This is a genomic window from Streptomyces sp. NPDC057565, from assembly GCF_042801455.1.
Classification (GTDB): domain Bacteria; phylum Actinomycetota; class Actinomycetes; order Streptomycetales; family Streptomycetaceae; genus Streptomyces; species Streptomyces yanii.
In genome coordinates this window covers 121359-142651 of record NZ_JBHVFU010000005.1, presented here as the reverse complement: position 1 = coordinate 142651, position 21293 = coordinate 121359, and the positions used below count along the sequence as shown (strand labels likewise).

19 protein-coding genes and 1 pseudogene are annotated in these 21293 nt (G+C 70.4%); 16 read left to right on the top strand and 4 right to left on the bottom strand.

The window, feature by feature from the left end:
* Positions 1-12 precede the first annotated feature (12 nt).
* A pseudogene (locus tag ACFU8W_RS13070) lies at positions 13-534 on the bottom strand (ATP-binding cassette domain-containing protein); the annotation flags it as partial.
* 134 nt (positions 535-668) lie between these two features.
* Between ACFU8W_RS13070 and ACFU8W_RS13065 the strand changes: the two are divergent.
* Positions 669-1304 (top strand): vitamin K epoxide reductase family protein, encoded by a 636-nt coding sequence (locus tag ACFU8W_RS13065; protein WP_345513187.1) that lies wholly within the window; start codon positions 669-671, stop codon positions 1302-1304.
* A 67-nt stretch (positions 1305-1371) separates the two neighbouring features.
* Positions 1372-2745 (top strand): replication-associated recombination protein A, encoded by a 1374-nt coding sequence (locus ACFU8W_RS13060; RefSeq protein WP_376340934.1) that lies wholly within the window; start codon positions 1372-1374, stop codon positions 2743-2745.
* Between the two features lie 7 nt (positions 2746-2752).
* Here ACFU8W_RS13060 and ACFU8W_RS13055 read toward each other — a convergent pair whose 3' ends face one another.
* Positions 2753-3451: a DUF2470 domain-containing protein gene (locus ACFU8W_RS13055; protein WP_384035611.1), complete on the bottom strand. Its 699-nt coding sequence runs from the start codon at positions 3449-3451 to the stop codon at positions 2753-2755.
* 188 nt (positions 3452-3639) lie between these two features.
* On the opposite strand from ACFU8W_RS13055, the gene rpsD reads away from it, so the two are divergent.
* Complete coding sequence (gene rpsD / locus ACFU8W_RS13050; RefSeq protein ID WP_345513189.1) at positions 3640-4254, top strand: 30S ribosomal protein S4; 615 nt, start codon at positions 3640-3642, stop codon at positions 4252-4254.
* Between the two features lie 17 nt (positions 4255-4271).
* Here rpsD and ACFU8W_RS13045 read toward each other — a convergent pair whose 3' ends face one another.
* Positions 4272-6479 (bottom strand): ATP-binding protein, encoded by a 2208-nt coding sequence (locus ACFU8W_RS13045; RefSeq protein WP_384035608.1) that lies wholly within the window; start codon positions 6477-6479, stop codon positions 4272-4274.
* 164 nt (positions 6480-6643) lie between these two features.
* Between ACFU8W_RS13045 and ACFU8W_RS13040 the strand changes: the two genes are divergently transcribed.
* The 13 genes from ACFU8W_RS13040 (at position 6644) to nusB (ending at position 19982) form a co-directional block, all read left to right on the top strand.
* A complete protein-coding gene (locus ACFU8W_RS13040; RefSeq protein ID WP_345513249.1) occupies positions 6644-7093 on the top strand; it encodes a DUF948 domain-containing protein in 450 nt (149 codons plus the stop codon).
* A 7-nt stretch (positions 7094-7100) separates the two neighbouring features.
* Positions 7101-7454, top strand: a complete 354-nt coding sequence (locus tag ACFU8W_RS13035; protein WP_345513191.1) for a DUF6167 family protein — start codon at positions 7101-7103, stop codon at positions 7452-7454.
* A complete protein-coding gene (gene alaS, locus ACFU8W_RS13030) occupies positions 7454-10123 on the top strand; it encodes an alanine--tRNA ligase (RefSeq protein ID WP_384035604.1) in 2670 nt (889 codons plus the stop codon). The genes ACFU8W_RS13035 and alaS overlap by 1 nt, the downstream gene beginning before the upstream one ends.
* Positions 10120-10605: a Holliday junction resolvase RuvX gene (gene ruvX, locus ACFU8W_RS13025; protein ID WP_384035601.1), complete on the top strand. Its 486-nt coding sequence runs from the start codon at positions 10120-10122 to the stop codon at positions 10603-10605. The genes alaS and ruvX overlap by 4 nt, the downstream gene beginning before the upstream one ends.
* Before the next feature lie 95 nt (positions 10606-10700).
* Positions 10701-12494, top strand: coding sequence for an endolytic transglycosylase MltG (gene mltG, locus ACFU8W_RS13020; RefSeq protein ID WP_384035598.1), 1794 nt, complete (start codon positions 10701-10703; stop codon positions 12492-12494).
* Complete coding sequence (locus ACFU8W_RS13015; protein ID WP_384035595.1) at positions 12491-13318, top strand: shikimate dehydrogenase; 828 nt, start codon at positions 12491-12493, stop codon at positions 13316-13318. The genes mltG and ACFU8W_RS13015 overlap by 4 nt, the downstream gene beginning before the upstream one ends.
* A 147-nt stretch (positions 13319-13465) precedes the next feature.
* Positions 13466-14650: a chorismate synthase gene (aroC, locus tag ACFU8W_RS13010; RefSeq protein ID WP_384035592.1), complete on the top strand. Its 1185-nt coding sequence runs from the start codon at positions 13466-13468 to the stop codon at positions 14648-14650.
* Positions 14647-16293, top strand: a complete 1647-nt coding sequence (aroB, locus tag ACFU8W_RS13005; protein ID WP_384035589.1) for a 3-dehydroquinate synthase — start codon at positions 14647-14649, stop codon at positions 16291-16293. Before aroC ends, aroB begins: the two co-directional genes overlap by 4 nt.
* The gene (gene aroQ / locus ACFU8W_RS13000) at positions 16290-16730 is read left to right on the top strand and encodes a type II 3-dehydroquinate dehydratase (protein ID WP_266987952.1); all 441 of its coding nucleotides are present in this window, start codon (positions 16290-16292) and stop codon (positions 16728-16730) included. Before aroB ends, aroQ begins: the two co-directional genes overlap by 4 nt.
* Positions 16731-16894: 164 nt before the next feature.
* Positions 16895-17722 carry a Pro-rich N-terminal domain-containing protein gene (locus tag ACFU8W_RS12995; RefSeq protein ID WP_384035586.1) on the top strand — a complete coding sequence of 276 codons (828 nt, stop codon included), beginning with the start codon at positions 16895-16897 and terminating at the stop codon, positions 17720-17722.
* Positions 17723-17822: 100 nt separating this feature from the next.
* A complete protein-coding gene (locus tag ACFU8W_RS12990) occupies positions 17823-18932 on the top strand; it encodes an aminopeptidase P family protein (RefSeq protein ID WP_384035583.1) in 1110 nt (369 codons plus the stop codon).
* Between the two features lie 49 nt (positions 18933-18981).
* Entirely contained in the window at positions 18982-19548 is a 567-nt protein-coding gene (gene efp, locus ACFU8W_RS12985; protein ID WP_030918902.1) for an elongation factor P, read from the top strand.
* Positions 19549-19550: 2 nt separating this feature from the next.
* On the top strand, positions 19551-19982 hold the full coding sequence (nusB, locus tag ACFU8W_RS12980) for a transcription antitermination factor NusB (RefSeq protein ID WP_345513201.1): 432 nt from the start codon (positions 19551-19553) through the stop codon (positions 19980-19982).
* Between the two features lie 788 nt (positions 19983-20770).
* Here nusB and bldD read toward each other — a convergent pair.
* A complete protein-coding gene (gene bldD / locus ACFU8W_RS12975; RefSeq protein ID WP_014044812.1) occupies positions 20771-21271 on the bottom strand; it encodes a transcriptional regulator BldD in 501 nt (166 codons plus the stop codon).
* Positions 21272-21293 lie beyond the last annotated feature (22 nt).

Genomic DNA, 21293 nt, shown 5'->3' with positions numbered 1-21293 from the left:
AGGGCGTCGGTGCCGGATCAGCTCCCGGAACCGTCGGCGGGCCGGCGGATCGAAACCGGTGGTGGGCTCGTCGAGCACCACGAGTTCGAGGGAACCGATCACACGGAGTGCCAGGTCCGGGCGGCGCCACAACCGCGGGAGAACGCTGTGATCCGGGTGCCCGCGTACTGCTCCGGCCCCACCGTCGCGATGACGTCCGTGGCGTCGCGCGGCCGCGGGCAGGAGCGGGCGAAGTGCACCACCGTCTTCCGTACCGTCAATTCGGCGGGTGCCGATTCATCCTGCCGGACGACTTCGACCCGGGAACGCCGACGACGGTCGGCGGACACGGGGGCCGCGCCGAGTACCGGGACCGTTCCCACGTCGCGGCTGCGATGCCCCTGGAGGATCTCCACCGCGGTGCTCCTCCCGGCCCCGTTCGACCGAGGGCGCCGGCTCCTCGCCGGGACGGATCCCCAGGTCGAGCCCGTCCGGCGCGGTCACTTCGCCGGAGCGCTTGCGCAGTCCGTGCACGTCCTCGGTGAATTCGGTCACGGCGCGGAGCGGCTCGCGGAGCCCCTGGTCCCGTGCCGCCACGTGGACATGTTTATGTCCGTCGAACGGCTGACCCGAGGGGTGGTGCGGCACAATGACCATGCCAGCAGGCCACTCACTGACGGAACGGCGATATGACGACTGCAGCGGTTGACCATCCCTCCTCCGACCAGGACGAGGACGGCGGGAAGAGGACCATCGGCGGCAGTCGCGCGTTCGCACTGCTGCTGGTGATCACAGGCGCTGCCGGGCTCCTCGCCGCCTGGGTCATCACGATCGACAAGTTCAAGCTGCTCGAGGACCCCTCCTTCACTCCGGGCTGCAGCCTCAACCCCGTGGTCTCGTGCGGCAACATCATGAAGAGCGAGCAGGCGTCCGTCTTCGGGTTCCCGAATCCGATGCTCGGACTCGCCGCGTACTCGGTGGTCATCGGGATCGGCATGGCGCTGCTCGCCGGGGCCCGGTTCCGCAGCTGGTACTGGCTCGGACTCAACGCGGGCACCCTGTTCGGAGTCGGCTTCTGCACCTGGCTGCAGTACCAGTCGCTCTACAACATCAACTCGCTCTGCCTGTGGTGCTGCCTGGCGTGGGTCGCCACGATCTTCATGTTCTGCTACGTCACCACGCACAACATCAAGAACCGGATCCTTCCCGCGCCCAACTGGCTGCGCAACGGACTGACGGAGTTCCACTGGGTTCCGCCGGTCCTCTGGGTCGGCATCATCGGCATGCTGATCCTGACCCGCTGGTGGGACTTCTGGACCAGCTGAACCGGCAGGTCCCGGGCGGGGACAGGCCCGGCGGCGTTGTCAGTGCCGTGACATAGGCTTTTACGTCGTGGAGCCCGACCTCTTTACCGCAGCCGCCGAAGACCGCCAGGAGAAGGACCCGTCCAGCAGCCCTCTCGCTGTCCGGATGCGTCCCCGTACGCTCGATGAGGTCGTCGGCCAGCAGCATCTGCTGAAGCCGGGCTCGCCGCTGCGCCGCCTTGTCGGCGAGGGGAGCGGCGGGCCCGCAGGCCCGTCGTCGGTGATCCTCTGGGGGCCGCCCGGCATCGGCAAGACGACCTTGGCATACGTGGTCAGCAAGGCCACCAACAAGCGTTTCGTCGAGCTCTCCGCGATCACCGCGGGCGTCAAGGAAGTGCGGGCCGTCATCGAGGGCGCCCGCCGGGCCACCGGCGGCTATGGCAAGGAGACCGTCCTCTTCCTCGACGAGATCCACCGCTTCTCCAAGGCCCAGCAGGACTCCCTGCTGCCGGCCGTGGAGAACCGCTGGGTGACGCTCATCGCCGCGACGACCGAGAACCCGTACTTCTCGATCATTTCGCCGCTGCTGTCACGCTCGCTGCTCCTCACCCTCGAATCGCTCACGGACGAGGACCTGCGCGCTCTCATGCACCGCGCCCTGACCGACGAGCGCGGACTCGGCGGCGCGGTCACCCTGCCCGAGGACGCGGAGGCGCATCTGCTGCGGATCGCCGGGGGAGACGCACGGCGCGCGCTGACGGCGCTGGAGGCAGCGGCCGGCGCGGCGCTCGCCATGCAGGAGAAGGAGATCACTCTCCAGACCGTCGAGGCGACCGTCGACCGGGCAGCGGTGAAGTACGACCGGGACGGCGACCAGCACTACGACGTGGCGAGCGCCCTCATCAAGTCGATCCGTGGCTCCGACGTGGATGCCGCGCTGCACTACCTGGCCCGGATGATCGAGGCGGGGGAGGACCCCCGCTTCATCGCCCGGCGGCTGATGATCTCCGCCAGCGAGGACATCGGCCTCGCCGACCCGACGGCCCTGCCCACGGCGGTCGCCGCCGCCCAGGCCGTGGCCATGATCGGTTTTCCGGAGGCGGCGCTCACCCTCAGCCATGCCACGATCGCGCTGGCGCTCGCCCCCAAGTCCAACGCGGCGACGCTCGCGATCTTCGCGGCCCAGGAGGACGTACGGAAGGGGCTGGCCGGTCCGGTTCCGGCCCATCTGCGCGACGGCCACTACAAGGGCGCCGCGGCACTGGGGCACGCACAGGGCTACGTCTATCCGCATGACGTCCCCGGCGGGATCGCCGCCCAGCAGTACGCCCCCGATGCCGTCCGCGACAGGCACTACTACCGGCCCACGCGGTACGGCGCGGAGGCGCGGTACGCGGACGTGGTGGACCGGGTCCGCGAGCGGCTCGGCCGCGGCGGCTCCGACGGCGCGGCGGACGCCTGAGGCGCGCTCAGGGGGCCGCCGCCTCGAACAGCGTGTGCATGGCCCGGTGCAACCCGACCATGTCGCGCACCGGTTCGGGGAAGTCGAAGCGGGCGTCGAAGCACTGCCCGTCCGCCTCGCGGAGCCGCACCCGCAGCCCGAAGCGGTCGAGTGCGACCGGGACGACGGCGGGCGTGTGCGTCGCGCAGCGTCCTTCCGTCCGCTCGCCCAGCAGCCCGCACAGCATGTTCAGCTGTTCGCCGTGCGCCGCGTACAGATGCTGCAGCAGCTCCGCCTCCTGGGCGACGAGCGGGTCGACGGTGGCATCGCGGAACTCCTCCGGCTCGACGCCCTGCGCGCCCCACAGATCGTCGACGAACGCCTCACCCGTCTCCAGCCGCAGCATCATCCGGCCCGGCCCGGCCATCCCGGGTACGGGCGTGAGCCGGCCCTTGATCCGGCCGCGGCCGCGGATGCGGTGCGGCACCGATACCGGCGCGACGTCCGTGATCTCGAGCACAGCGGTCAACTCGTCGTGGGCGTATGTCGCAGCCCGTACGGCCGGGGAATCGGCAGGGAATTCGAGGAACAGGTCCCCTTCGGGGCCCACGCTCCGGTCCAGTGGAATCAGCTGGTCGAAGCCCGCAGTGGTCAACCCGGGGATGAGCAGTACCGCCGAACAGGTACTCTGTACGAGAGTTCGTGTGCGCTCGGCTGCTGACGGCATCCGAGTGTTTTCAAGCCCGCTGGGACGCGGCTGACCACGATCTGATCGGTCCTCCGTCGTATCGACGCCCTCGGTGGCGTCGACGCTGCCAGTGCTGTCCGTGACGTGTGTGGTGTTCCCAGGGCGAGACATGCGATCTCCTTGAGTAAGGTGAGCCTAACCTAACCCACAACGGAGGTCTGGAGAACGTGCCTAACCAGTCGCGTCCCAAGGTCAAGAAGTCCCGTGCGCTCGGCATCGCCCTGACGCCGAAGGCCGTCAAGTACTTCGAGGCCCGCCCCTACCCGCCGGGCGAGCACGGCCGTGGCCGCAAGCAGAACTCGGACTACAAGGTCCGTCTGCTCGAGAAGCAGCGTCTGCGCGCCCAGTACGACATCAGCGAGCGCCAGATGGCGCGCGCGTACGACCGCGCCAAGAAGGCCGAGGGCAAGACGGGCGAGGCGCTCGTCGTCGAGCTCGAGCGCCGTCTCGACGCGCTGGTCCTGCGTTCGGGCATCGCCCGGACGATCTACCAGGCCCGTCAGATGGTCGTGCACGGCCACATCGAGGTCGACGGCCGCAAGGTCGACAAGCCGTCGTTCCGCGTCCGTCCCGACAACATCGTGATGGTCCGCGAGCGCAGCCGCGACAAGCACCCCTTCCAGGTGGCCCGCGAGGGTGGTTACGCCACCGACGGCGAGACCCCGCGCTACCTGCAGGTGAACCTGAAGGCCCTGGCCTTCCGCCTGGACCGGGACCCGAACCGCAAGGAGATCCCGGTGATCTGCGACGAGCAGCTCGTCGTCGAGTACTACGCCCGCTGATCCAGGCGTAGCCGCTCTCACCAGCGCTCAGGCCCGCCCCTTCCCGATCTCGGGGAGGCGGCGGGCTTCCGCGTTCTGCCGGCCGGTGCGGGCACGGGGCCCGGCCGCTGCCCCTGCGGCCCGGGCCGGTCCAGGGCCCGGCCCGCCAGCGCCCTCGCCACCGCCGTGTCCGGATCCAGTCGGCCGCCCGCCCGCCGCCCCGACTCGTACGGCGCGTCGCCGAGCTCCTGCCGCGCCAGCTCCTCGCACCGGGCCCGGGGCCTCCCGTAGTGCGCCGAACCGAACAGCGGCAGCCCCACCGACAGCCAGATCCGCTCGGCGGCCCCCTGCAGCACCGCCGCCTCCGCCGCGTCCCCCTCGACCGCAGTGACCAGGGCCAGCAGCTCCATGGCGAGCACGGATCCCAGCAGATCGTGGAAGGCGTGACCGATCGCCAGGGACTCCCTGAGCAGCTCCCGGGCGCGGTCCGGCCGGCCCCGTTGCAGCGCCGCATAGGCCAGCACGTAGAGCGCGTACGAGAGGGCCCACCGCTCGCCGCGGTCCTCGCAGACCTCCCTGACCTCCTCGCAGATCGCCGCAGCGGCCTCCAGATCCCCGCGGAATCCGACCGCCATCGCCAGCTCGATCTGTGCCATCAGCACATTGCTGTTCAGCTCGCCGAGTTCCCGGTAGCGATTCAGCGCGTCCTGCAGCAGCTCCTCCGCGCGGACCATGTCGTCCGTGACGAGGGCCAGACAGCCCGTGCGGTGCACCGCGTACGCCAGAGCCGTCGCGTCACCGGCCCGGTCCGCCTCCTCCCTGCACTCCTGCAGTGCGGCGATCGCACCGATCGGGTCGCCCTGCAGCACCGCCACGTACCCGAGCACCCACAGCGCCTTGAGCCGCGAGGCGTCGTACGGCGTCTCCTCCTCCAGCACGTGGGCCAGCCAGTGCCGCCCCTCCGAGAGGCGCCCGCAGCCGACCCAGAGGAACCAGAGCGTGCCTGCCAGGTACTGCGCGAGATGGATCTCGTCCGGACTCTCCAGCGAGTACTCCATCGCCCGGCGCAGATTGGGCAGTTCGCTCTCGGCCCGGGCCGCCACCTCGCCCTGGCGCGGGCTGAACCAGTCGAGCTCGCACCAGGTGGCCAGCCCCAGGAACCAGTCCCGGTGGCGACGCCGTAACCGGTCCGAGTCGCCGGTCGCCGCCAGCCACTCGGCGCCGTACTCGCGCACCGTGTCCAGCATCCGGTAGCGGGTGCCCGCCGCCGAGTCCTCACGCAGGACGACGGACTGCGCCAGCAGCGCCGTGAGCACGTCCAGTACCGACTCGGCCGGCAGGTCGGGGCCGCTGCAGATGTATTCGACGGCTTCCAGATCGAACTGCCCGGCGAAGACGGACAGCCGCGCCCACAGCAGCCGTTGCTCCGGCGCGCACAGTTCGTGGCTCCAGCCGATGGCCGTACGGAGCGTGTGGTGGCGCGCCGGCGCGCTGCGGCTGCCGCCGGTCAGCAGCCGGAAGCGGTCGTCCAGCCGTTGCAGCACCTGCTCAGCGGACAGGGCGTGCAGCCGTCCGGCGGCCAGTTCCAGCGCGAGCGGGATCCCGTCCAGGCGACGGCACAGCTCGCGCGCCGATCCGCGGGTGTCCTCGGTCAGCCGGAAGTTCGGCTGCACCGCGGCCGCCCGGTCGGCGAACAGCTCCATCGCGTCCTTGTCGGCCATCGGCGCGAGCGGATAGCCGATCTCCCCGTCCAGCTCCAGAGGCAGCCGCCCGGTGGCCAGCACCCGCAACCGCGGCGCCCGGCGCAGCAACTCCTGCACGAGTCCGGCACAGGTGTCGACGAGATGCTCGAAACCGTCCAACACCAGGAGGAGTTGGCGTTCGGCGAGATGTTCGAGGAGTGTCGTGCGGGGCGACCGACCGGTGTGATCGGTGAGTCCCAGCGCGTCGATCACCGCGTGTTCCAGCAGCTCCGGATCGTGGACGGTGGACAGCTCCACGAGCCAGACCCCGTCGCAGTACCGTTTCTCCAGTAGGGCGGCAACCCTGGTGGCACAACGCGTCTTCCCCACGCCACCGACCCCGACCACGGTGACCAGCCGCGACTTCCGCAGCAGCCTGCCGAGATCGTCCAGCTCCGCCTCGCGTCCCACGAAACTGTTCAGTTCCGCCGGAAGATTGCCGCGCGCCGCGGTGCCCGGGCCCGGATCGTCGGGGGCGGGAGAGAGGCGCTGAGAGCGTCGCATGAAACACGCAGAGTACTGGCACGAAAGCTCTCCGTACAATCTCCTTTGTGCAACTACCGCGCCGCCCACCAGTAATGCGGTAGGGGGCGTGGCCCCCGGCGCGATAGGGTCGGGAGACGACGATTCGACAAGCCAGAGAGCGGTGCACTGTGTCCGGTGGAGAGGTGGCCGGGATCCTGGTGGCCGTCTTCTGGGCGATCCTGGTCTCGTTCCTCGCCGTCGTCCTGGTGAGGCTGGCCCAGACGCTCAGGGCGACCACCAAACTCGTGGCGGACGTGACCGAGCAGGCCGTTCCGCTGCTCGCCGACGCGTCCGCGACCGTGCGCTCCGCGCAGACGCAGCTCGACAAGGTCGACGCGATCGCGACGGATGTCCAGGAGGTCACCTCCAACGCCTCTGCGCTCTCCACGACTGTCGCATCGACCTTCGGCGGACCGCTGGTCAAGGTCGCCGCCTTCGGTTACGGGGTGCGGCAGGCCATCGGCCGCCGGACCGCTCCGGAGGCCGAGCCGGCCCGCCGGGCATCCCGGCGCACGGTGATCGTCGGCCGCACGGTGCCGTCCGCGCGGGCCAAGAAGCGGGGCGGCAGAAGCTCCCGCGGATCGAAGGACTGACGCAGCGATGTTCCGCCGTACGTTCTGGTTCACCGCCGGCGCAGCCGCCGGCGTCTGGGCCACCACCAAGGTCAACCGGAAGCTCAAGCAGCTGACCCCCGAGAGCCTCGCGGCGCGCGCCGCCGACAAGGCGATCGAGAGCGGTCACAAGCTCAAGGACTTCGCTCTCGACGTCCGCGACGGCATGGTCCGGCGCGAGGCCGAACTGGGCGAGGCGCTGGGCCTCGAGGCGCCGGTCGACCCCGAACTCCCCCTGCAGCGTCACTTCGCGGTCGAGGCGGCCGAGCCCGCCCGGGCCGTCGACGCCACCGCCTACCGCAAACTCCCCTACAACTCGTACAACCGGAATGAGGACCACTGATGGAGTCGGCTGAAATTCGTCGCCGCTGGCTGAGCTTCTTCGAGGAGCGCGGGCACACCGTCGTGCCTTCGGCGTCGCTCATCGCGGACGACCCGACTCTGCTGTTGGTCCCCGCGGGCATGGTCCCCTTCAAGCCGTACTTCCTCGGCGAGGTCAAGCCGCCTGCCCCGCGCGTCACCAGCGTGCAGAAGTGTGTGCGTACGCCGGACATCGAAGAGGTCGGCAAGACCACCCGGCACGGCACCTTTTTCCAGATGTGCGGCAACTTCTCCTTCGGCGACTACTTCAAGGAAGGCGCCATCAGCTACGCCTGGGAGGCTCTCACCACCTCCGTGGCGGACGGTGGCTTCGGTCTCGACCCCGAGCGGCTGTGGATCACGGTCTACCTCGACGACGACGAGGCCGAGGCCATCTGGCGCGACAAGATCGGCGTCCCGGCCGAGCGCATCCAGCGCCTGGGCAAGAAGGACAACTTCTGGTCCATGGGCGTCCCCGGCCCGTGCGGCCCCTGCTCCGAGATCAACTACGACCGCGGCCCCGAGTTCGGCGTCGAGGGCGGCCCGGCGGTCAACGACGAGCGGTACGTGGAGATCTGGAACCTGGTCTTCATGCAGTACGAGCGGGGTGCGGGCGACGGCAAGGAGGACTTCCCGATCCTCGGCGACCTGCCGTCCAAGAACATCGACACCGGCCTCGGCCTCGAACGCCTCGCGATGATCCTGCAGGACGTGCAGAACCTGTACGAGATCGACACCTCGATGGCCGTCATCGAGAAGGCCACCGAGCTGACCGGGGTGCGCTACGGCGACAACCACACCTCGGACGTCTCCCTCCGGGTCGTCACCGACCACATGCGTACGTCCGTCATGCTCATCGGCGACGGCGTCACCCCCGGCAACGAGGGCCGCGGCTACGTGCTGCGCCGCATCATGCGCCGCGCCGTCCGCAACATGCGCCTCCTCGGCGCGACCGGCCCGGTCGTCGCCGAGCTCGTCGACACGGTCATCGCGTCGATGGGCCAGCAGTACCCGGAGCTGATCACCGACCGCAAGCGCATCGAGACCGTCGCCCTCGCCGAAGAGGCCGCCTTCCTGAAGGCCCTCAAGGGCGGCACCAACATCCTCGACACCGCCGTCACCGAGACCAAGGCCGCCGGCGGCAAGGTCCTCGCCGGCGACAAGGCCTTCCTGCTCCACGACACCTGGGGCTTCCCGATCGACCTCACCCTGGAGATGGCCGCCGAGCAGGGCCTCGCCGTGGACGAGGACGGCTTCCGCCGCCTGATGAAGGAACAGCGGGACCGGGCCAAGGCCGACGCCAAGGCCAAGAAGACCGGCCACGCCGACCTGTCCGCCTACCGCGAGGTGGCCGACAACTCCGGCACCACCGAGTTCACCGGGTACACCTCCACCGAGGGCGAGTCGACCGTCGTCGGCCTCCTCGTCGACGGTGTCCCCTCACCCGCCGCCACGGAGGGCGACGACGTCGAGGTCGTCCTCGACCGCACCCCGTTCTATGCCGAGGGCGGTGGCCAGCTCGCCGACCAGGGCCGGATCCGGCTCGACTCCGGTGCCGTCATCCAGGTGCGCGACGTCCAGCAGCCCGTCCCGGGCGTCTCCGTCCACAAGGGGACGGTCCAGGTCGGCGAGGTCACGGTCGGCGCCTCCGCCTACGCCGCCATCGACAACACCCGTCGCCGCGCCATCGCCCGCGCCCACAGCGCCACGCACCTCACGCACCAGGCGCTGCGCGACGCGCTGGGCCCGACGGCCGCCCAGGCCGGTTCGGAGAACTCCCCGGGCCGCTTCCGCTTCGACTTCGGTTCGCCCGCCGCCGTCCCCGGCACGGTCCTCACCGACGTCGAGCAGAAGATCAACGAGGTCCTCTCCCGGGAGCTCGACGTCCAGGCCGAGGTGATGTCCATCGACGAGGCCAAGAAGCAGGGCGCCATCGCCGAGTTCGGCGAGAAGTACGGCGAGCGGGTCCGCGTCGTCACCATCGGCGACTTCTCGAAGGAGCTGTGCGGCGGTACGCACGTCCACAACACCGCCCAGCTGGGTCTGGTGAAGCTGCTGGGTGAATCGTCCATCGGTTCCGGTGTGCGCCGTATCGAGGCCCTCGTGGGTGTCGACGCGTACAACTTCCTCGCCAAGGAGCACACGGTCGTCGCCCAGCTCCAGGAGCTGGTCAAGGGTCGCCCCGAGGAGCTCCCGGAGAAGGTCTCCGCCATGCTCGGCAAGCTGAAGGACGCCGAGAAGGAGATCGAGAAGTTCCGCGCGGAGAAGGTCCTGCAGGCCGCCGCCGGGCTCGTCGAGTCCGCCAAGGACGTCCGAGGTGTCGCCGTCGTCACCGGTCAGGTGCCGGACGGCACCTCGGCCGACGACCTGCGCAAGCTGGTCCTCGACGTCCGGGGGCGCATCCAGGGCGGCCGCTCTGCTGTCGTGGCCCTGTTCACCACGGCCAATGGCCGCCCGCTGACCGTCATCGCCACCAACGAGGCCGCCCGCGAGCGCGGACTCAAGGCCGGCGACCTGGTCCGCACGGCCGCCAAGACCCTCGGCGGCGGAGGCGGCGGCAAGCCGGACGTCGCCCAGGGCGGCGGCCAGAACCCGGCCGCCATCGGCGACGCCATTGCCGCGGTCGAACGCCTCGTCGCCGAGACGGCGTGACGGCGGGAGTGACGCAGATGCGCCGCGGACGTCGTCTCGCGATCGACGTCGGGGACGCCCGGATCGGGGTCGCCTCGTGCGACCCCGACGGGATCCTTGCCACGCCGGTGGAGACCGTGCCGGGACGTGACGTCCCGGCCGCCCACCGGCGGCTGGGGCAGATCGTCGAGGAGTACGAGCCGATCGAGATCATCATCGGCCTGCCGAGGTCTCTGGGCGGCGGTGAAGGGCCCGCAGCGGCCAAGGTCCGGCTCTTCGCCCAGGAGGTCGCCCGCTCGGTCGCACCCATTCCGGTGCGGTTGGTGGACGAGAGGATGACCACAGTGACGGCGAGTCAGGGACTGCGTGCCTCGGGCGTGAAGTCCAAGAAGGGCCGGTCTGTCATCGACCAGGTTGCCGCTGTGGTGATCCTCCAGAACGCTCTGGAGTCGGAACGGGCGTCGGGTCAAGCTCCGGGGGAGGGCGTCGAAGTGGTTGTCTGATCGCGATACGGTAACGTTCCGCGCGGTGCGGCGGTGTTCGAACAAACACCGCACAGCAAAGAGGCGGACGTTCGTCTCGCGGCTCTAGGGGATCGATGACTGAGTATGGCCGGGGCCCCGGCTCCGAACCGTGGCATCCCGAGGATCCTCTGTACGGGGACCAGGGATGGAGAGGCCAACAGGCTGCCCACGGCCAGAGCCAGTACGGCGGCCCGCAGCAGCCCTACCCGCAGGGCCCCTATGCCCAGCAGCCGCAGCAGGCATACCCCCAGCACCAGCAGCACCAGCAGTACGGTGCCTCGCAGGACCCGTACGCGCAGGGCCCCTATGCCCAGCAGCCACAGCAGCCGCAGCAGCCCGACCCGTACGCCCAGCAGCCACAGCAGCCGCAGCAGCACGGCCCATACACGCAGCAGGCCCCCCAGCCGCAGTACAACGGTGGCTGGGACACCGGCCAGCAGGCCGCGATGCCGTACGGCGCCTCTCCGAACGATCCGTACGGGAACGGGACGAACGGCTACGGCGAATCGCACGACTACTACGGCACTTCCGAGGCGTACCCGCCGCCGCAGCCCCCGGGCCGACGCGAGGCCGCGCCCGAACAGGCCCCGCCCGCACAGGCGCCTCCGCAGAACCCCGACTGGGACCCGGACGTACCCCAGGAGGAGACACACCCCTTCTTCACGGGCGCCGACGACGACAGCGACGGCCTGGACGCCCGGGACGACGATGACGAGTACGACGACGATCCGCGCAGGGACGGTGGTCGCGGCGGAAGCGAACGCCGCGGCAAGGGCAAGAAGAAGAACCGCAGCGGTTGTGCCTGCCTCGTCGTCGCCGTGGTCCTCGCCGGAGGTGTCGGCGGGGCGGGCTACGTCGGCTACACGTACTGGCAGAGCAAATTCGGCGCGGCACCCGACTACTCGGGCCAGGGCTCCGGCAGCGTCGAGGTGGAGATCCCGAAAAACGCCCTCGGCAACGAGATCGGCGGCATCCTGAAGGCGAAGGGCGTCGTCAAGAGCGTCGACGCGTTCATCGCCGCGCAGGCCGAGAACCCCAAGGGGAAGTCGATCCAGGCGGGGGTCTATCTCCTGCACAAGGAGATGTCCGCGGCCGAGGCCGTGAAGATGATGCTCGACCCGAAGAGCCAGAATGCGCTGACGGTCCCGGAGGGCTGGCGCAACGCCCAGGTCTACACGCTGATCGACAAGAAGCTCGGCCTCAAGGCAGGCACCACCGGCGATGTCGCCAAGAAACAAGCGGGCAGCCTCGGGCTCCCGCAATGGGCCAAGAACCACCCGGAACTCAAGGACCCACTGGAGGGCTTCCTCTACCCAGCGACCTATCCGGCTGCCAAGGGGATGAAGCCGGAGGCCGTCCTCAAGCAGATGGTCACCCGTGCCAACGAGGAATACAAGAAGGTCGACCTCGAGGCGAGCGCCAAGAAGTTGGGCCTCAAGGACCCCTGGCAGCTGATGACGGTCGCCAGCCTCGTTCAGGCCGAGGGCAAGTACAAGCATGACTTCGACAAGGTCGCCCGGGTCGTCTACAACCGTCTGAAGCCGGGCAACGTCGAGACGAATGGTCTGCTGGACTTCGACTCGACCGTGAACTATGCGAAGAGCCAGAGCACCCTGGACATCGGAACGGTGAAGGATCTGCGCCAGTGGAAGGAGCCGTACAACACGTATTACATCCACGGCCTGCCACCTGGGCCGATCAACAACCCCGGCAGTGCCGCTCTGCACTCCGCCATGAACCCGACGCCCGGACCGTGGTTCTATTTCGTGTCGGTGACGGAGGATAAAACCCTGTTCTCCGTGACCAATGCCGAACACAACAAGAACGTGGCCAAATACGAGGCAGAACGGAAGAAGTCGGGCCAGTGACCCACGCGCACAGGGCAGCCGTCCTCGGCTCGCCGATCGCCCACTCGCTCTCCCCGGTCCTGCACCGGGCCGCGTACGCCGAGCTCGGTCTCACCGACTGGTCCTACGACCGGTTCGAGATCGACGAGCAGGCGCTGCCCGGCTTCATCGAGGGACTGGACTCCTCCTGGGCCGGACTCTCGCTGACCATGCCGCTGAAGCGCGCGATCATCCCGCTGCTGGACTCCATCAGCGAGACGGCCTCCGCGGTCGAGGCCGTGAACACGGTCGTGTTCACCGAGGACGGCCGTCGCGTCGGCGACAACACCGACATCCCCGGCATGATCGCGGCTCTACGCGAGCGAGGCGTGGAAAAGGTGGAGTCCGCCGCCGTCCTCGGCGCCGGAGCCACCGCTTCCTCGGCTGTTGCCGCCCTCGCGGCGATGTGCACCGGGCCGGTCACGGCCTACGTACGCAGCCGGGAACGCGGCGACGAGATGCGCGGATGGGGCGAACGCCTCGGCGTCGACGTCCGGATCGCCGACTGGGCGGATGCGGGGCAAGCGCTGCGCGCACCCCTGGTGATCGCGACCACGCCCGCCGGAACCACGGACGCGCTGGCCGGTGCGGTACCGGACGCTCCCGGCACGCTCTTCGATGTGCTGTACGAGCCCTGGCCGACCGGACTCGCGGCCGCCTGGTCGTCCCGGAGCGGCGTAGTCATCGGAGGTCTCGACCTTCTGGTGCACCAGGCCGTTCTGCAGGTCGAGCAGATGACGGGCCGCTCGACCGCCCCGCTCGCAACCATGCGGGAGGCCGGCGAAGAGGCACTCGCCGCCCGCTGACCACACCGGTCACGTGCCCCGATCCGTCCGTCTGCTGGACCGGCGGCCGGTTCGGGGGCCCGGGCGTGGGAGGATCGAGGGTGGCGGGCCAGGGCCGCGCACCCGGTCGCGCCGTTGCAGTTCCAGGCGCGAGCATGAGGAGCACCGTTGAGCAGGTTGCGCTGGCTGACCGCGGGGGAGTCGCACGGCCCCGCACTCGTGGCGACGCTGGAGGGTCTTCCCGCCGGCGTCCCGATCACCACGGAGATGGTGGCGGACGCACTCGCCCGGCGGCGGCTCGGCTATGGCCGCGGCGCACGGATGAAGTTCGAGAAGGACGAGGTCACCTTCCTGGGTGGAGTACGCCACGGTCTGACCATGGGGTCCCCGGTCGCCGTGATGGTGGGCAACACCGAATGGCCCAAGTGGGAGCAGGTCATGTCGGCCGACCCGGTCGACCCCGACGAGCTCGCCACCCTGGCTCGTAACGCCCCGCTGACCCGTCCCCGGCCCGGCCACGCCGACCTCGCGGGCATGCAGAAGTACGGCTTCGACGAGGCCCGGCCGATCCTGGAGCGCGCCAGCGCCCGGGAGACCGCGGCCCGGGTGGCGCTCGGCGCCGTCGCGCGGTCGTACCTCAAGGAGACCGCGGGCATCGAGATCGTCAGCCATGTCGTCGAGCTGGCCGCGGCCAAGGCGCCGTACGGCGTCTACCCCACGCCCGCCGACGTCGAGAAGCTCGACGCCGACCCGGTGCGCTGCCTCGACGCCGCCGCGAGCAAGGAAATGGTCGCCGAGATCGACCAGGCCCACAAGGACGGCGACACCTTGGGCGGTGTCGTCGAGGTGCTCGCGTACGGAGTGCCGGTCGGCCTCGGCTCGCACGTGCACTGGGACCGCCGTCTCGACGCGCGCCTCGCCGCAGCGCTGATGGGCATTCAGGCGATCAAGGGTGTCGAGGTCGGAGACGGCTTCGACCTGGCCCGGGTTCCCGGCTCGAAGGCGCACGACGAGATCCTGGTCACCGAGGACGGCATCAAGCGCGCCTCCGGCCGCTCCGGTGGTACCGAGGGCGGTCTCACCACCGGCGAGCTGCTGCGGGTCCGCGCGGCGATGAAGCCCATCGCGACCGTGCCCCGCGCGCTCGCCACCGTCGACGTCGTCACCGGTGAGCCGGCCAAGGCGCACCACCAGCGCTCCGATGTCTGCGCTGTGCCGGCCGCCGGCATCGTCGCCGAGGCGATGGTCGCGCTGGTTCTGGCCGACGCCGTGGCGGAGAAGTTCGGCGGGGACAGCGTCCCCGAGACCCAGCGCAACGTGCAGTCGTACGTCGACCACCTCCAGATCCGATGAGCGGCCCGCTGATCGTCCTCGTCGGCCCGATGGGCGTCGGCAAGTCCACGGTCGGTGAGCTGCTCGCCGACCGGCTCGGCACCACCTACCGGGACACCGACGCGGATGTCGTGGCCACGGCGGGCAAGCCGATCTCGGAGATCTTCTACGACGAGGGCGAGGAGCACTTCCGCGAGTTGGAACGGCAGGCGGTACGCACCGCCGTCGCCGAGCACACCGGCGTCCTCTCGCTCGGCGGCGGAGCCGTGCTCGACGAGACGACCCGCACCCTGCTCGCCGACCACGCGGTCGTCTACCTCTCGATGGATGTCGAAGAGGCCGTCAAGCGGGTCGGGCTGAACACCGCGCGCCCGCTGCTCGCCGTCAACCCGCGCCGGCAGTGGCGCGAGCTGATGGACGCCCGCCGCCATCTCTACACCGAGGTGGCCAGGGCGACCGTCGCCACCGACGAGCGCACACCCGAAGAGGTCGCCCAGGCGGTCCTCGACGCACTGGAACTGCCGGAGAGCGCGGGCGACCCCGCGGCGCCCGGCCGGGAGAACACACGCATGACGGACCAGGGACCCACACGCATCCAGATCGCCGGGAGCGCGGGCACCGACCCGTACGAGGTGCTGGTCGGCCGGCAGCTGCTCGGTGAGCTGCCCTCGCTGATCGGTGACCGCGCCCGGCGGGTCGCGGTCCTGCACCCCGAGGCGCTCGCCGAGACCGGCGAGGCGGTCCGTCAGGACCTCGCCGAGCAGGGCTACGAGGCCATCGCGATCCAGCTGCCGAACGCCGAGGAGGCCAAGACCGTCGAGGTCGCGGCGTACTGCTGGAAGGCGCTCGGCCAGACCGGCTTCACCCGCACCGACGTCATCGTCGGCGTCGGCGGCGGAGCCACCACCGATGTGGCCGGGTTCGTCGCGGCGACGTGGCTGCGCGGGGTGCACTGGATCGCCGTACCGACGACCGTGCTCGCCATGGTCGACGCGGCCGTCGGCGGCAAGACCGGGATCAACACTGCCGAGGGCAAGAACCTCGTCGGCGCCTTCCACCCGCCGGCCGGGGTGCTCTGCGACCTCGCCGCCCTCGACTCGCTGCCCGTGCACGACTACGTCAGCGGCATGGCCGAGGTCATCAAGGCCGGTTTCATCGCCGACCCCGCGATCCTCGACCTGATCGAGTCGGACCCGGAAGGCGCCCGTACGCCCGCCGGACCGCACACCGCCGAGCTGATCGAGCGTTCCATCCGGGTCAAGGCCGAGGTCGTCTCCAGCGACCTGAAGGAGTCCGGGCTGCGCGAGATCCTCAACTACGGTCACACCCTCGGCCACGCCATCGAGAAGAACGAGCGCTACAAGTGGCGCCACGGCGCGGCCGTCTCCATCGGGATGGTCTTCGCCGCCGAGCTGGGCCGACTGGCCGGGCGCCTCGACGACGCCACCGCCGACCGGCACCGCACCGTCCTGGAGTCCGTCGGACTGCCGCTCACCTACCGCGGCGACCAGTGGCCCAAGCTGCTGGAGAACATGAAGATCGACAAGAAGTCCCGCGGCGACCTGCTGCGCTTCATCGTCCTCGACGGCCTGGGCAAGCCCACCGTCCTGGAGGGACCCGACCCGGCGGTGCTGCTCGCGGCGTACGGGGAGGTGTCGGCGTGACCCGCCGGGTCTTCGTGCTCAACGGGCCGAACCTCGGTCGGCTCGGCTCCCGTGAGCCCGATGTGTACGGCGCGACGTCGTACGCCGGACTCGTCGAAACCTGCCGGACGCTCGGCAAGGAGCTCGGCTTCGACGTCGACGTCCGGGAGACCAACGACGAGGGCGAGCTGATCCGCTGGCTGCACGAGGCCGCGGACGGGTCAATTCCGGTCGTTCTCAACCCGGGGGCTTTCACCCATTACTCGTACGGAATGCGGGACGCGGCCGCTCAGCGCACCGCCCCGCTCATCGAGGTGCACATCTCGAACCCATACGCACGGGAGGAATTCCGCCACACCTCCGTCGTCGCGCCGGTCGCCACGGGCACCGTGGCCGGATTCGGTATCGGCTCCTACCGGCTCGCCCTGCGCGCCCTCGCCGACGAACTGACGGACTGACACGGGCCCCGTCGGCCGGAAGACCGGCCGACGGGGCACTCCGGACCGTCCCCGACCGTTCCCTGTGTGACGGCCGGGAGGGGGCACCTCCCAGCGGTGGCCGGGGGAGGTACGGTTGCCGTTCCACCAGCGCCAGTTGCCTGTACGAGACGGAGTGGCACCGGATGCAGCATGCAGTGGGGGCCCCGCTGCCGCCGCCCCAAGGACCCGGAAACGGACCTGCCGGCTGGACGCACCAGGCCCAGCACCCCGGCCGCCCCGGTCCGCCGGGGCCGCCGCCACCTCCTCCTCCCGCGCCCCAGGGCCCCGGCTGGACGGGCCCCGCCCCGCACCACGCCCCGGCGCCCGTGTCCCGGGAGACCACCGGGCACATCCAGCTGCCGCCCGGCGGCCCCGTGCCGCTGCCCGCACCACCCGCCGAGCCCGGCACGGGCACGGCGACGCTCGCCGTCCTCCTGATCGGCCCCGCGGGCGCGGGCAAGACGACCGTGGCCAAACTGTGGGCCAGCCGCCGCCGCGTTCCCACCGCCCACGTCAGCCTCGACGACGTCCGCGAATGGGTCCGCTCCGGCTTCGCCGACCCGCAGACCGGGTGGAACGACCACTCGGAGGCCCAGTACCGCCTGGCCCGTCGCACCTGCGGCTTCGCCGCCCGTAATTTCCTGGCCAACGGGATCTCCTGCATCCTCGACGACGCGGTCTTCCCGGACCGCCCCGTCGTGGGCCTGGGCGGCTGGAAGCGTCATGTGGGGCCGGGGCTTCTGCCCGTGGTGCTCCTGCCCGGCCTGGAGGTCGTGCTGGAGCGCAATGCCGCCCGCAGTGGCAACCGCCGCCTCTCGGACGAGGAGGTCGCCCGGATCCACGGACGGATGGCGGGCTGGTACGGCTCGGGGCTGCCGATCATCGACAACTCGACGTACGACGTGGAGACCACGGCTCGCGTCCTCGACGACATACTCGCCCGCTCGATAGCCAGTCCGCCGGCCTGGTGACGGCAGGCCGGCCCCGGTCTCCGGTCCGGTGGCGGCCGGCCGCCCCCCGGTCGGATGCGCTGACCGGGCGGACCGGCGCCCCCGCTCGTAGGCTCGTGGCATGTCAGAGGTGTACGCCGTCCGGCGCGGGCTCCTCCGCGACCGGTGCGCCGCCGTCGGATCCGCGGCCGTCCTGGTCTCCCGCCCCGCCAACGTCCGCTATCTCGCGGGCGGAGCGCCCCCGGGTGCCGTGCTGCTGCTCGGCCCCGACGAGGACGTTCTGCTCTGCCCGCGCGCGCCGACCGGCGAACCCGACCACGGGCACACCGACGACGAGCTGCGGCTGGTCCTGTTGCCCCCCTCCGGCGGCGAAGACCCGGCGGTTGCTGCAGCCGAGCTGGCCACCACCTCCGGCGCGGAATCGCTGGCCGTCGAGGAACACGATCTGACGGTCTCCCGCCACCGAGCCATGGGCTCGGTGGCCCCGCGGCTACGGCTGACCGATCTCGGCACCACGGTCGAGCAGCTGCGCATCGTCAAGGACGAGGAGGAGATCGCCTGTCTGCGGATCGCCGCCGAGATCACCGACCAGGCTCTCGGCGAACTCCTCGAATCGATTCTGGTCGGCCGCACCGAACGGCACCTCGCCCTGGAACTGGAACGGCGGCTGGTGGACCACGGCGCCGACGGCCCCGCCTTCGCCACCTCGGTCGCCACCGGACCCAACTCGGGTCAGGGCCGCCACCGGCCCTCGGACCGGCGCGTGGAGGAGGGAGATTTCCTCTCCGTCTGTCTCGGCGCGAACTATCGTGGCTACCGGTGCGAGATCGGCCGTACATTTGTCATCGGGACCGCGCCGGCCGCCTGGCAGATCGATCTGTACGACCTGGTTTTCGCCGCTCAGCGGGCCGGACGCGAGGCTCTCGTGCCGGGCGCGGCATACCGCGATGTGGACCGCGCGGCCCGGCATCTCCTGGACTCCGCAGGCCACGGAGAGTGCCTCGCACCCTGGACCGGGCACGGTGTGGGACTCGAAATCGACGAGGACCCGCAGCTGGCACCGGCAGCCATGGGTAAACTGGACGCTTGTGTGCCGGTCACCGTCGAACCGGGGGTCCACCTCCCGGGCCGGGGCGGGGTCCGGATCGATGACACGCTCGTCGTGCGCCCCGAGGCGGACGGCGGACCCGAGCTACTCACCATTACGACCAAGGAGCTGCTCGCGCTCTAGCGCGCATCCTTGGCCGTCCACCAGCTTCAGTCCAGGAGATTCCGCAACCGTGGCTTCCACGAACGACCTCAAGAACGGCCTGGTGCTCAAGCTCGACGGAGGCCAGCTCTGGTCCGTCGTCGAGTTCCAGCACGTCAAGCCCGGCAAGGGCCCGGCTTTCGTGCGCACCAAGCTCAAGAACGTGCTCTCCGGCAAGGTCGTCGACAAGACGTTCAACGCCGGCGTGAAGGTCGAGACGGCCACCATTGACCGCCGCGACATGCAGTTCTCGTACATGGACGGCGAGTACTTCGTCTTCATGGACATGGACACGTACGACCAGCTGATGGTCGACCGCAAGGCTGTCGGCGACGCCGCCAACTTCCTCATCGAGGGCTTCACGGCCTCCGTGGCCCAGCACGAGGGCGAGGTGCTCTACGTCGAGCTGCCGGCCGCCGTCGAGCTGACCATCCAGCACACCGACCCCGGCGTGCAGGGTGACCGCTCCACCGGTGGCACCAAGCCCGCCACGCTGGAGACCGGTTACGAGATCGGCGTCCCGCTCTTCATCACCACCGGTGAGAAGATCAAGGTCGACACCCGCACGGGCGACTACCTCGGCCGGGTGAACAGCTAACCGTGGCTGCCCGGAACACGGCCCGCAAGCGCGCCTTCCAGATTCTCTTCGAGGCCGACCAGCGCGGTGAGTCCGTGCAGACGGTCCTCGCGGACTGGGTCCGGCACTCGCGGTCCGACACCCGTCAGCCGCCGGTCACCGAGTACACGATGGAGCTCGTCGAGGGGTACGCGCAGTACGCCGACCGGATCGACGAGCTCATCGTCACCTACGCCGTGGACTGGGAGATCGACCGCATGCCGGTCGTCGACCGGAACATCCTGCGGCTCGGTGCGTACGAGCTGATCTGGGTGGACGGTACGCCGGACGCGGTGGTCATCGACGAGGCGGTGCAGCTTGCCAAGGAGTTCTCCACGGATGACTCCCCAGCCTTTGTGAACGGGCTGCTCGCCCGGTTCAAGGACCTCAAGCCGAACCTTCGCCGCGAGGCGTAGGCTGCGGCGGCGTTCAGCCCACGAAGGGCCCACGGTCGGTGACCGTGGGCCCTTCGGCGTGGTGCGGGGCCCCTGGGCGGGGCGGTGCCCCGGTCCGGGGTGGCCGGTTCCGTCCTCAATCGCCGGACGGGCTTGATGGGTGCGTCTGGGCCCTGGTGGCACGGTCGCCTGCCCTGGTGGGTGGTGGTCCGGGGCCCCTCCGGGGTGTCTCCTCGGGCGACGAACGTTCAGCGGGTACGCGGGGGAGCCCGGGTCTTTGTCCGTCGTCCTGCGGGGACTCCCCTGCACGACCCCGGACCGGCCGTCGCGCGTCAGCGGCCATGCGTTCCACCAGGTCGCGGGCGCGGGTGATGCCTGGGTGGGGCCGTGCAGGGGAGTCCCCGCAGGGGCTGGCGTAGGTGCCGGGTTCGTCCGCGTTGCGGGCTTCCGCGCCAGTCCTGAGGAGACGCCCCGGAGGGGCCCCGCCCACCCCCACCGGGCAGGGGCGTCGGCGCCCCCGGGACACGGCGCCGAAAATCCAGCCCGTCCGGCGATTGAGGACGGAACCGGTCCCCTCGGACCCGGGTGCGAAAACCGCACCGCCCCCGCACCCCGGACCCGGGTACGAGAACCGCACCGCCCCCTGCGGAGAGCCCCGCACCGCCCCCCGCGGCGGGCCCCGCACAGCCCCCCGCGGCGGGCCCCGCACCCCGGACCGGGGCAGAAAAAAACACCGGGTTGCCGGGCCCGAAAAGGCGCCCGGCAACCCGGCGGTACGTTTCTGCTGGCCGGGGCTTCAGCCCCGGACGTCAGCCTTCCTCGTGGGCAACGGCGCGACGCGCGTCCGCGTCCAGAACGCCCCAGCTGATCAGCTGTTCCGTGAGCACGGACGGCGACTGGTCGTAGATCACGGCCAGCGTGCGCAGGTCGTCCTGGCGGATCGAGAGCACCTTGCCGTTGTAGTCACCGCGCTGGCTCTGGATCGTCGCGGCGTAGCGCTGCAGCGGTCCGGCCTTCTCCGGCGGGACGTGGGCAAGCCGCTCCAGGTCCAGGACGAGCTTCGGCGGCGGTTCTGCGGCCCCGCCCGGCGTCGTACCGGGCAGAAGCTCCTGCACCGGGACCCCGTAGAAGTCCGCCAGCTCGGCGAGGCGCTGTACGGTGACGGCGCGGTCGCCACGCTCGTACGAGCCGACCACGACGGCCTTCCAGCGGCCCTGGGACTTCTCCTCCACGCCATGGAGGGAGAGGCCCTGCTGGGTGCGGATGGCACGGAGCTTGGCCCCGAGCTGTTTTGCGTATTCGCTGGACATAAGGCTCCCCGGACGAAGTCTG

Excerpts from the sequence above, each read along its gene's own strand:
- ACFU8W_RS13055 (WP_384035611.1), bottom strand. The coding sequence starts at position 3,451 with ATGCCGTCAGCAGCCGAGCGCACACGAACTCTCGTACAGAGTACCTGT.
- ACFU8W_RS12990 (WP_384035583.1), top strand. The coding sequence starts at position 17,823 with ATGTCAGAGGTGTACGCCGTCCGGCGCGGGCTCCTCCGCGACCGGTGC.
- mltG (WP_384035598.1), top strand. The coding sequence starts at position 10,701 with ATGACTGAGTATGGCCGGGGCCCCGGCTCCGAACCGTGGCATCCCGAG.
- aroB (WP_384035589.1), top strand. The coding sequence starts at position 14,647 with ATGAGCGGCCCGCTGATCGTCCTCGTCGGCCCGATGGGCGTCGGCAAG.
- ACFU8W_RS13045 (WP_384035608.1), bottom strand. The coding sequence starts at position 6,479 with ATGCGACGCTCTCAGCGCCTCTCTCCCGCCCCCGACGATCCGGGCCCG.
- ACFU8W_RS12995 (WP_384035586.1), top strand. The coding sequence starts at position 16,895 with ATGCAGCATGCAGTGGGGGCCCCGCTGCCGCCGCCCCAAGGACCCGGA.
- ACFU8W_RS13065 (WP_345513187.1), top strand. The coding sequence starts at position 669 with ATGACGACTGCAGCGGTTGACCATCCCTCCTCCGACCAGGACGAGGAC.
- bldD (WP_014044812.1), bottom strand. The coding sequence starts at position 21,271 with ATGTCCAGCGAATACGCAAAACAGCTCGGGGCCAAGCTCCGTGCCATC.
- ACFU8W_RS13035 (WP_345513191.1), top strand. The coding sequence starts at position 7,101 with ATGTTCCGCCGTACGTTCTGGTTCACCGCCGGCGCAGCCGCCGGCGTC.
- alaS (WP_384035604.1), top strand. The coding sequence starts at position 7,454 with ATGGAGTCGGCTGAAATTCGTCGCCGCTGGCTGAGCTTCTTCGAGGAG.